This is a genomic window from Kitasatospora sp. NPDC088742, from assembly GCF_055584905.1.
In genome coordinates, this window is sequence record NZ_JBVJLD010000063.1 from 35,280 (window position 1) to 46,170 (window position 10,891).

The 10,891-nt window shown below is 70.8% G+C and carries 7 protein-coding genes and 1 pseudogene; 1 reads left to right on the top strand and 7 read right to left on the bottom strand.

The genetic code is table 11. The features are described 5' to 3' along the window. The first annotated feature begins 58 nt into the window (after positions 1-58). On the top strand, positions 59-2,011 hold the full coding sequence (locus ACZ6ZR_RS34285; RefSeq protein ID WP_465649185.1) for a potassium channel family protein: 1,953 nt from the start codon (positions 59-61) through the stop codon (positions 2,009-2,011). A gap of 17 nt (positions 2,012-2,028) precedes the next feature. Here ACZ6ZR_RS34285 and ACZ6ZR_RS34290 read toward each other — a convergent pair whose 3' ends face one another. The 7 genes and pseudogenes from ACZ6ZR_RS34290 to ACZ6ZR_RS34320 all read right to left on the bottom strand — a co-directional run. Next, on the bottom strand, positions 2,029-2,703 hold the full coding sequence (locus ACZ6ZR_RS34290; RefSeq protein WP_465649187.1) for a response regulator: 675 nt from the start codon (positions 2,701-2,703) through the stop codon (positions 2,029-2,031). Continuing rightward, positions 2,700-5,252: an ATP-binding protein gene (locus tag ACZ6ZR_RS34295; protein ID WP_465649189.1), complete on the bottom strand. Its 2,553-nt coding sequence runs from the start codon at positions 5,250-5,252 to the stop codon at positions 2,700-2,702. Before ACZ6ZR_RS34295 ends, ACZ6ZR_RS34290 begins: the two co-directional genes overlap by 4 nt. A 171-nt stretch (positions 5,253-5,423) precedes the next feature. Then, the gene (gene kdpC / locus ACZ6ZR_RS34300; RefSeq protein ID WP_465649191.1) at positions 5,424-6,053 is read right to left on the bottom strand and encodes a potassium-transporting ATPase subunit KdpC; all 630 of its coding nucleotides are present in this window, start codon (positions 6,051-6,053) and stop codon (positions 5,424-5,426) included. Between the two features lie 19 nt (positions 6,054-6,072). Then, a complete protein-coding gene (kdpB, locus tag ACZ6ZR_RS34305; protein ID WP_465649193.1) occupies positions 6,073-8,184 on the bottom strand; it encodes a potassium-transporting ATPase subunit KdpB in 2,112 nt (703 codons plus the stop codon). Beyond that, complete coding sequence (kdpA, locus tag ACZ6ZR_RS34310; protein WP_465649195.1) at positions 8,184-9,845, bottom strand: potassium-transporting ATPase subunit KdpA; 1,662 nt, start codon at positions 9,843-9,845, stop codon at positions 8,184-8,186. Before kdpA ends, kdpB begins: the two co-directional genes overlap by 1 nt. Positions 9,846-9,847: 2 nt before the next feature. Next, positions 9,848-9,937, bottom strand: a complete 90-nt coding sequence (kdpF, locus tag ACZ6ZR_RS34315) for a K(+)-transporting ATPase subunit F (RefSeq protein ID WP_097237446.1) — start codon at positions 9,935-9,937, stop codon at positions 9,848-9,850. A gap of 330 nt (positions 9,938-10,267) precedes the next feature. Further along, positions 10,268-10,891: pseudogene (locus ACZ6ZR_RS34320) on the bottom strand (DNA-binding protein); the annotation flags it as partial.

The following is a 10,891-nucleotide window of genomic DNA, read 5'->3' on the forward strand; positions in this document are numbered from 1 at the left end:
GACGTTTCCCTGACGCTCCGTCATGGAACTGCCGGGATCACCGGCCGCGTTCTCCAGCGTGTCTTCCAACTCCTTCCGCCATTTCGACCCGTCATCAGGTGAGCCCGTCCGCCACATGGTGGTGTGCGGCGACGACGGCCTCGTCCACCGCCTCGCCTACGAACTCGCCGTCCGGTGCGGCGAGCGCGTCACGGTGGTGGTGCCCTCGCTGGAGCAGGGGCACGGACCCCAACTCGCCTCGCTGGCACGTGATCCGCGGGCGACGATCCGTCTGGTCGAGGCCCGCCGACCGGACGAGGCGACCCTGGTCCACGCGGGGATCGAACATGCCACCGCGCTCGCCCTCGCCTACGGGGAGGACCAGAGCAACATCCACGCCGCGCTGAGCGCCCGACGGCTGAACCCCGGCATCCGGCTGGTGATCCGGATGTTCAACCGGCAGCTCGGCCGGCATGTCGAGACCCTCCTCGACCGGGCCGCCGAGGCGGGTTCGCCCGGGATGGCCGCCGCGGCCCTGGGGGTGTCCACCACCGTGCTCTCCGATGTGGGCACCGCCGCGCCCGAGCTGGTCGCCGCCGCCTTCGACGGATCGAGCAACGCGATAGCGGCCGACGGCCTGCTGCTGCACCCCGCCTACCGCCCGGCCGGCACCCCGGCACGCAGCACCGACCTCTGCGTGCTGGCCGTGATGTCCGGCGAGACCGCCGACGACCCCCAGAGCGAGGACAGCGCGGAGGACCAGGGCGAGGGCGGGACCCAACTGCTGCCCGACGACCGGACGGTGGACCGGTCCCGCGCCGTGCGCGGCACGGTCGTGCTGGAAGCGATCACCGAGAACACCCCGACCACCCCCGCGCAGCCCGGCGCACCGAGCCGCAGCCAGTTCCGCTCGGTGCTGGCCGACCTCCAGGAGCGGCTGCCGCTGGGCATCCTCTTCTCCCCCAAGGTGCGGATGTCCCTGGGCGTGATGCTCCTGCTCGTCGCGGTCATCGCGGGGATCAGCTGGCGGGTCCAGGGCGGACCCGTCCTGCACTCGGTCTACCTGACCCTGCTCGACGTGTTCACCATGGGGGACCCGGCGGTCGAGGCACCGGCCGGGCGCCAGCTCATGCAACTGGCCGCCGGCCTGGCCGGCATCCTGTTCCTGCCCGTGCTCCTGGCCGCCGTGCTCGACGCCATGGGGGCGTTCCGCGCGGCGTCCGCGACGGTGCGTCCGCCACGCGAGTTCTCGGACCACGTCGTCCTGGTCGGCCTGGGCAAGGTCGGGACGCGCGTGCTCGGCGAGCTGCACAGCCGGAAGGTCAAGGTGGTGTGCATCGACCGGGACCCGCAGGCGCGCGGTGTCGCGCTCGCCACCAGCCTCAAGGTTCCGCTGCTGATCGCCGACGTCACCGAGCCCGGCGTGCTGGAGAACGCCGCCGTCCACCGGAGCCGGGCCATGCTGACGCTCACCAGCCACGAGAGCACCAACCTGGAGGCCGTCCTGGCGGCTCGCGAGGCCAAGCCGGACCTCCGGGTCGTGATGCGCCTGTTCGACGACGAGTTCGCGGCCACGGTGTACCGGGCGCTGCGCGACTCCTACCCGAACGCGCTCACCCGCAGCCGCAGCGTGTCCTCACTGTCCGCCTCGGCCTTCGCCGCGGCCATGATGGGACGTCATGTGCTCGGTGTGATGCCGGTGGAGCGCGGTGTCCTGCTCTTCACCGCCGTCGACGTCCACGAGCACCCCGAACTGGTCGGCCGCACCGTCGCCGCCGCCTTCCGCGCCGGCCACTGGCGGGTCATCGCCCGCGACACCACCGCTCCCGCCGAGCGCCGGTCAAGCCTGGCCCACGGTTCCTCCAACACCTCGTACAGCACCCTGCGGATCTTCCGGTCCGAGCTGGACTGGCACCTCCACCCCGCCTACGTCCTGCGTCCCGAGGACCGAGTGGTGCTGGCCACCACCAGGGCCGGGTTCGACGTCCTGCTCGCCCACGACCAGCGCCGGGCGAACGACCGCGAGCGCTGACGGGGCGGCCCGGCCGTTCAGGGTTCGTAGCGGTAGCCGATGCCCGGTTCGGTGATCAGGTGGCGGGGGCGGGTGGGGTCGGGTTCGAGTTTCTGGCGCAGGCCGGAGAAGTAGACCCGTAGGTAGTTGGAGCGGTGCTGCTGGTCGGGGCCCCAGACCTCGAGCAGGATCTCGCGGCCGGTGACGAGACGGCCGGGCCGGATCAGCAGGAGGGTGAGGATCTTCCATTCGGTCGGGGTGAGGCGGACCGGCCCGTCGGGGCCGGTGACGACACCCGCCGCGAGGTCGACCCGGTGGGCGCCGATGACGGCCCTGGGCGGCAGCTTTTCGGTGACCGGCCGGCGCATCACCGCCCGCAGGCGGGCGAGGAGTTCGTCCATGACGAAGGGCTTGGTGAGGTAGTCGTCGGCGCCGGCGTCGAGGGCGCGGACCTTCTCGGTGGAGTCGGCGCGGCCGGAGATCACGATGATCGGGACCGCACTGTCGGCCCGCAGGCCCCGGATGATGTCGATGCCGTCGAGGTCGGGCAGGCCGAGGTCGAGCAGCACGGCCTCGGGCATCCGGCGCCCGGCCAGGTCAAGGGCTTCGGCACCGGTGACGGCGGTGACGACGGAGTACTGGCGGGCATGGAGGTTGATCTTCAGGGCGCGCAGGATCTGGGGTTCGTCGTCCACCACGAGGATCTGGCTCACGGTGCCGTCCCCTTCGGCTCGATGACGAGGTCCTCGGTGGGACCGGCCGCGGGGAGGGTGAGCAGCATGGTGGTGCCGCCGCCGGGGGTGTCCTCGACCTCCAGGGTGCCGTCCATCGCCTCGGCGAGGCCGCGGGAGAGGGCGAGGCCGAGGCCGGTGCCGGTGGTGTTGTCGGTGTCGCCCAGGCGTTGGAACGGGAGGAAGACCCGGTCGCGGTCCTCGGGCAGGATGCCGGGGCCCCGGTCGATAACGCGCAGTTCGACCTTGCCGGCGTGAGTGGAGGCGGTGACCAGGACGGGGGCGCCGGGGGCGTTGTGGCGCAGGGCGTTGGTGATGACGTTGGCCAGCACGCGCTCCAGCAGCGGCGGGTCGGCGAGCACCGGCGGTACCTCGGAGAGACCCCAGGGCTGGATCGGGGCGTCCGGGTCGGCGAGCGAGTCGACGGCGCGCGGGAGGACCTCGTCCAGGTGGGTGGGGGCGAGGTGGAGGGTGAGGGCGCCGGCCTGGAGGCGGCTCATGTCGAGGAGGTTGTCGACCAGGCGGGTGAGCTTGACCAGGGATTCGTCGGCGGTGGCGAGCAGTTCGGCCTGGTCCTCGTCGGAGAACTCGACGTCGGGGCTGCGCAGCGAGCCGACCGAGGCGAGGGCGGCGGCCAGCGGGGTGCGCAGGTCGTGGCTGACGGCGGCGAGCAGGGCGGTGCGCATCTTGTCGGCGGCCTTGATCGGCTCGACCTCGGCGGCCACGGTGGCGAGGCGGTCGCGCTCCAGGGCCGCACCGACGTGGGCGGCGAAGGCGGTCAGCACCCGCTGGTCGGCGGCCGGCAGCCGACGGCCCGTCAGCACCATGAGGGCATCGGCACTGACCGGGAGCTCGGTGGTTTCAGGGTGTTCGGCGGTTGCGGTGTCCGAGTCGCTGCGGGCCAGGACGGTGCCGTCTGTCCGGTCGAGCAGGGCCACGGCGTCCATGCCGAAGGCGGTGCGGCACTTCTCCAGCAGGGCGGGCAGCGCGTCGGCGCCGCGCAGGACGCTGCCGGCCAGGGTGGAGAGGGTCTCGGCCTCGGCGGTGGCCCGGGCGGCGCGGGTGGTGAGGCGGGCGGCGCGGTCGACCACGGTGGAGACGGTGAGGGCGACGGTGGCGAAGACCATCAGGGCGAGGACGTTGTTGGGTTCGGTGATGGTGAAGGTGTGGACGGGCGGGATGAAGTAGTAGTTGAGCAGCAGCGAGGCCACCACCGAGGCGAGCAGCGCGGAGGAAGCTCCGCCGAGCAACGCGACCGCGACGACGCCGAGTTGGAAGATCAGGGCGTCGGTGGTCAGGTTCAGGGTGGTGTGCGAGAGCAGCAGGGTGAGCAGCACCGGGAGGATCAGCCCGGTGGCGTAGCCGGCGATGGTGCGGCGCTGGGAGTGGCGGCGGCCGAGGGCGGGCAGCCGGCCGCGGCCGGTGAACTCGTGGGTGACCATGTGGACGTCGATGTCCTCGGAGTCGTCCACGGTGGTCTCGCCGATGCCGGGGCCGGTGAGGAAGCGGTTGATCCGGCCGCGCCGGCTGGTGCCGAGCACCAGTTGGGTGGCGTCGTGGGCGCGGGCGAAGGACAGCAGAGCCGTCGGGATGTCGTCGCCGACCACCACGTGGTAGCTGCCGCCGAGGGTCTCCACCAGCTGGCGCTGCTGGGCGAGTTGGCCCGGCGAGGCGCCCGCGAGGCCGTCGCTGCGGGTGATGTGGACGGCGAGCAGCTCGCCTCCGGCCGTGCGGTCGGCGATCCGGGCGGCGCGGCGGATCAGAGTCTCGCCCTCGGGGCCGCCGGTCAGCGCGACCACCACCCGCTCGCGGGTCTCCCAGACCCGGTCGATCCGGTGCTCGGCGCGGTAGTCGCGCAGGCCCTCGTCGACGCGTCCGGCCACCCAGAGCAGGGCGAGTTCGCGCAGGGCGGTGAGGTTGCCGACCCGGAAGTAGTTGGTGAGCGCGGCGTCCACCTTCTCGGCCTTGTAGACGTTGCCGTGGGCCATCCGGCGGCGCAGGGCCTGCGGGGCCATGTCGACCAGTTCGATCTGGTCGGCCCGGCGCACGACCTCGTCGGGGACGGTCTCGCGCTGCGGGATGCCGGTGATCTTCTGCACCACGTCGTTCAACGACTCCAGGTGCTGGACGTTGACGGTGGTGATGACATCGATCCCGGCAGCCAGGAGGTCTTCGATGTCCTCCCAGCGCTTGGTGTGGGCGCCGCCGGGGATGTTGGTGTGGGCGAGCTCGTCGACGAGGGCGACCTCGGGGCGGCGCTCCAGGATGGCGTCGAGGTCCATCTCGGTGAACTCGGTCCCGCGGTACGTCCGTTGAGTGCGGGGGATGATGTCCAGCCCCTGGAGCATATTCTCGGTGTGGCGGCGGCCATGGCACTCGATGTAGCCCACCACCACGTCCGCGCCGCGTTCCTGGCGTCTGCGGGCCTCGTCCAGCATCCGGTACGTCTTGCCGACGCCGGGGGCGGAACCGAGGTAGACCCTCAGCCGGCCGCGTCGGTGCGCGGAGCCGGGGGTGAGGTCGCGGGGCATGGGCGCTGCTCTTTCCTACGAGGGCGGCCGGTACGTGGTGGTGCCCGGTGCCGGCTCTGCTGGGTGGCTGAGCGTGTCGGCGGCTGGGCGGGAAATGCGGGTGGCCGGTCCGGGCTCGGGGAGGCACCCCGGGCCCGGACCGGCCTGTTCACTCCGTGAGCGGATGTGGCGTCACTTCTGCTCGCTGAGTGCCTTGTTGAGCAGGACGATGTTGACGCCGTCCTGGCCGAGGAAGCCGAGGGTCCGGCCGTCGGTGTTCTTCTCGATGAGCTTGCGGAGCGTGTCGGGCGCCAGGTTGCGGGCCTTGGCGACCCGGTTGACCTGCTGCTCGGCGTAGGCGGCCGAGATGTGCGGGTCGAGGCTGGAGCCGGAGGTGGTCAGCGCGTCCACCGGGACGCTCGCCGGGTCGACGCCGTCGAAGGCGGCGACCGCAGCGCGGCGGTCCTCGACGGCCTTGAGCAGCACGTCGCTGTTGGGGCCGAGGTTGGAGGCGCCGGAGCTCTTCGGGTCGTAGGGGTAGGCGGCGGGGCGGGGCTGGAACCACTTCGGGTCCGGCTGGGCCGCCTCGTCCGCGTCGTCCGGGTTCTTCTTCGGGAGGTTGAAGTTCTGGCCGAGCAGGCTGGAACCGACCTCCTTGCCCTCGGACTTGACGATCGATCCGTTGGCCTTGTCGGCGAAGGCGAGTTGGCTGACGCCGGTGACGGCCAGCGGGTAGGCGATGCCGAGGATCACGGTCATCACCAGGAGCATCCGCAGCGCGGTCCAGTGGTTGCGCACGGAGGCGGGCAGGGGCTTGGACATGATTGCTTCTTCCTCCGTTTCAGCTCAGGCCGGGGATGAACTGGACGATCAGGTCGATCAGCTTGATGCCGACGAACGGCACCACCAGACCACCCAGGCCGTAGATCCCGATGTTCCGGCGCAGCAGCGAACTGGCGTCGGACGGCCGGTACTTGACGCCGCGCAGGGCGAGCGGGATGAGTCCGATGATGACCAGGGCGTTGAAGACGATCGCCGAGGTGATCGCGGACTGCGGGCTGTGCAGCTGCATGATGTTCAGCTTGTCCAGGCCCGGGTAGACGGTGGCGAACATCGCGGGGATGATCGCGAAGTACTTGGCCACGTCGTTGGCGATCGAGAAGGTGGTCAACGAGCCGCGGGTGATCAGGAGTTGCTTGCCGATCTCGACGATCTCGATCAGCTTGGTGGGGTTGGAGTCCAGGTCCACCATGTTGCCGGCCTCCTTGGCCGCCATGGTGCCGGTGTTCATCGCCACGCCGACGTCCGCCTGGGCCAGGGCAGGGGCGTCGTTGGTGCCGTCGCCGGTCATCGCGACCAGCTTGCCGCCCGCCTGCTCCTTCTTGATGAGCGCCATCTTGTCCTCGGGGGTGGCCTCGGCGAGGAAGTCGTCCACGCCCGCCTCCTCCGCGATCGCCTTGGCGGTCAGCGGGTTGTCACCGGTGATCATGATGGTCTTGATGCCCATCCGGCGCAGCTCGTCGAAGCGCTCGCGCATGCCCTCCTTGACCACGTCCTTGAGGTGGATGACACCGAGGGCGCGGGCGGGGGCGGTACCGGTCTTCGAGGCCACCAGGAGCGGGGTTCCGCCGGCGGCGGAGATCTGCTGGACGAGGTCGGTGACGTCGGTGCCGACGGTGCCGCCGTTGTCGGTCACCCACTGGGCGACCGAGCCGGAGGCGCCCTTGCGCACCGAGTGGACGCCGTCGGCCTCGTCGAGGTCGACGCCGGACATCCGGGTCTGGGCGGTGAACGGGACCCAGGTGGCGTGGGTCAACTCGCCCTGGGCGCGGGCCCGCAGGCCGTAGTCGGTCTTGGCGAGGACGACGATGGAGCGGCCCTCGGGGGTCTCGTCGGCCAGCGAGGAGAGCTGGGCGGCGTCGGCCAGCTCGTCGGTGGAGACGCCGGTGGCGGAGAGGAACTCGGCGGCCTGGCGGTTGCCGAGGGTGATGGTGCCGGTCTTGTCGAGCAGCAGGGTGTTGACGTCGCCGGCGGCCTCGACGGCCCGGCCGGACATGGCCAGCACGTTGCGCTGGACCAGGCGGTCCATGCCGGCGATGCCGATCGCCGAGAGCAGCGCGCCGATGGTGGTCGGGATGAGGGCGACCACCAGGGCCACCAGCACGATCATCGACTGGGGGGCGCCCGCGTAGGTGGCCATCGGCTGGAGGGTGACCACCGCGATCAGGAAGACGATGGTCAGCGAGGCCAGCAGGATGTTGAGGGCAATCTCGTTCGGCGTCTTCTGCCGGGCGGCGCCCTCGACCAGGGCGATCATCCGGTCGATGAAGGACTTGCCGGGCTCCGAGGCGATCTTGACGACGATCCGGTCGGAGAGCACCTTGGTGCCGCCGGTGACGGCGGAGCGGTCACCGCCGGACTCGCGGATGACGGGGGCGGACTCGCCGGTGATGGCCGACTCGTCCACGGAGGCGACGCCCTCGACCACGTCGCCGTCACCGGGGATCACCTGGCCGGCCTCGACCACCACGTGGTCGCCCAGCTGGAGCGCGGTACCGGGGACTTCTTCCTCGGTCCGGCTCTTGGGCCAGTTGACGAGGCGTCGGGCCATGGTCTCGGTCTTGGTGCGGCGCAGGGTGTCGGCCTGGGCCTTGCCGCGGCCCTCGGCGACGGCCTCGGCCAGGTTGGCGAAGATCGTGGTGAGCCAGAGCCAGACGGTGATGGCCCAGGCGAACACGGACGGGTCGGCGATCGCGGCGACGGTGGTGACCACCGAGCCGACCTCGACCACGAACATCACCGGGTTCTTGATCATCACGCGCGGGTCGAGCTTCTTCACCGCGTCCGGCAGCGAGGCCGCGATCAGCTTCGGGTCCAGCAGACCGCTGGAGACTCTGTGCGGAGCCTGCGGCTGCCCGGCAGGGACGGGAGTCGGGGTAAGGGTGGACGACATCAGTGGAGACCTTCCGCGATCGGCCCGAGGGCGAGGGCCGGGAAGTAGGTGAGGCCGACGACGATCAGGACGACGCCCGACAGCAGGCCCACGAACAGCGGCTGGTGGGTGGGCAGGGTGCCCGGGGTGGCGGGGACGGGCTGCTGCTGCGCGAGGGCGCCGGCCAGCGCCAGCACGAAGACCATCGGCAGGAACCGTCCGAGGACCATGCACAGGCCGAGCGCGGTGTCGTACCAGGCGGTGTTGACGGTGATCCCGGCGAACGCGGACCCGTTGTTGTTGGAGGCGGAGGTGAAGGCGTAGAGCACCTCGGAGAAGCCGTGCGCACCCGAGTTGAGCATCCCGGCCCGCTGGTCCGGGAGCGCCATCGCGACGCCGGTGCCGACCAGTACCAGGGTCGGGGTGGTGAGGATGTAGAGGGAGGCGAACTTCATCTCCCGCCCGCCGAGCTTCTTGCCCAGGTACTCGGGGGTGCGGCCGACCATCAGCCCGGCCACGAAGACCGCCACCACCGCGAGGATCAGCATCCCGTACAGGCCGGAGCCGGTACCGCCGGGCGCGATCTCACCGAGCATCATGTTGAAGACGGTCAGACCGCCGCCGAACGGCGAGTACGAGTCGTGGAAGGAGTTCACCGCACCCGTGGAGGTGAGCGTGGTGGAGGCGGCGAACAGACTCGACGCGGCGATCCCGAAGCGCTGCTCCTTGCCCTCCATCCCGGCGCCGGCGGCCTGCGAGGCGGTGCCGGCGTGCTGGAACTCGAAGAAGGTGATCAGCGCGGCCGAGGCGATCCAGAACAGGCCCATCACCGCGACGATCGCGTAGCCCTGGCGGTGGTCGCCGACCATCTTCCCGAAGGTGCGCGGCAGCGCGAAGGGGATCACCAGCAGCAGGAAGATCTCCAGCAGGTTGCTGAAGCCGTTCGGATTCTCGAACGGGTGGGCGGAGTTGGCGTTGAAGAACCCGCCGCCGTTGGTGCCCAGCTCCTTGATGACCTCCTGCGAGGCCACCGGACCGCCCGGAATCGACTGCGGGTCACCCGCGAGGGTGGCCACCTCGTGGAAGCCGTGGAAGTTCTGCACCACGCCACTGGCCACCAGGACCAGCGCGAACACGAAGGCCAGCGGCAGCAGCAGACGCAGGGTGATCCGGACGAGGTCCACCCAGAAGTTGCCGACCCGGTCGGTCCGGTTGCGGGTGAAGCCCCGGATCAGGGTGGCGACGACCGCGATGCCGACGGCGGCCGAGACGAAGTTCTGCACCGCCAGGCCGGCCATCTGCACCAGGTGGCCCATCGCGGCCTCGCCGCTGTAGGACTGCCAGTTGGTGTTGGTGACGAAGGAGATCGCGGTGTTCCAGGCCTGGTGCGCCTCCATCTCGGGGACCCCGAGGCTCAGCAGCAGGTGGGTCTGGAGCCGGATCAGCGCGTAGAGGAAGAGCACCGAGACGGCCGAGAAGGCCAGCACCGAGCGCAGGTAGACGGGCCAGCGCTGGTCCGCCTCCGGGTCGACACCGATCACCTTGTAGATACCGCGTTCGACTCTCAGGTGCTTCGCGGTGGTGAGGAGCTTGGCGATGTAGTCGCCAAGAGGGCGGTAGCACAGGGCCAGCGCGCCGACGAGAGCGAGGGCCTGCAACCAGCCCGCGAGAGTGGAGCTCATGGTCAGAACTTCTCCGGGTAGATCAACGCCACGACGAGGTAGCCGACGAGCGCGACGGCGACGATGAGACCTGCGATGTTCTCGGCGCTCACAGCTTCTCCACCCCCCGTGCGATCAGGGCGATGACGGCGAACACGGCGACCGTGATCCCGACGAAGAGCAGATCGGACATTGGCTCCACCAGAGTGGTTCAGGACTTGGCCGCAGGCCCTCAACGGGCCTCGCACGGCGCCGGTGGCAGACCGGCGTGCACAGCAAACCAGCCGGTCAGCGCGTGTTAAGACGCCCTGACGCCCTCCATACGGGTGAATCGGCAACTTTGACGCGGCCTTGATGTCGGCTTCATACACCTGAGACCGGAGCTTGGCCGGAACGTGTCGGGCCCCGGGACGGCACTGCCTGTCCCGGGGCCCGACGATGCGTCAGATCTTTTCCGGCGCCGGGACTTCCAGGGTCCGGGCGGGCAGCTTCGGCTCGCCGCGGCGGACGGCGCCCGGGGCCCGGCGGGCCGGACGGTCGGCCCTGGCCGAGGAGTTGAGCTGCCAGGGGACGGAGATGACCATCACGCCGGGGGTGAAGAGCAGCCGGCTCTTGAGCCAGAGGGCGGACTGGTTGTGCAGCAGGGTCTCCCACCAGTGGCCGACCACGTACTCGGGGATGAACACCGCGACGGCGTCCCCGGGGTGGGCCTGCCGCACGGAGCGGACGTAGGCGGTCACCGGCTTGGTGATCTCCCGGTAGGGCGAGGCCAGTTGCTTCAGCGGGACGTCCAGCCCGGCCGCGTCCCACTGCTCGCGCAGCTCGGCGGTGGAGTCCGGCTCGACCGCCACCGTGACGGCCTCCAGCTCGTCCGGCCGGAAGGCCTCGGCGTAGCCGAGGGCGCGCAGGGTGGGCTTGTGCAGCTTGGAGACCAGCACGATCCCGTGCACCCGGGCGGGGCGGACCGACTCGTCCTGAGGGTCCGTCACCGAGAGCTCCGCGGAGACCCGGTCGTAGTGCCGGCGGATGCCCCGCATCATCACCCAGAGCGCGACGGCCGCGAGCAC

Coding starts and splice junctions, on each gene's coding strand:
- ACZ6ZR_RS34295 (WP_465649189.1), bottom strand. CDS start 5,252: ATGCCCCGCGACCTCACCCCCGGCTCCGCGCACCGACGCGGCCGGCTG.
- kdpC (WP_465649191.1), bottom strand. CDS start 6,053: ATGTCCAAGCCCCTGCCCGCCTCCGTGCGCAACCACTGGACCGCGCTG.
- kdpB (WP_465649193.1), bottom strand. CDS start 8,184: ATGTCGTCCACCCTTACCCCGACTCCCGTCCCTGCCGGGCAGCCGCAG.
- kdpA (WP_465649195.1), bottom strand. CDS start 9,845: ATGAGCTCCACTCTCGCGGGCTGGTTGCAGGCCCTCGCTCTCGTCGGC.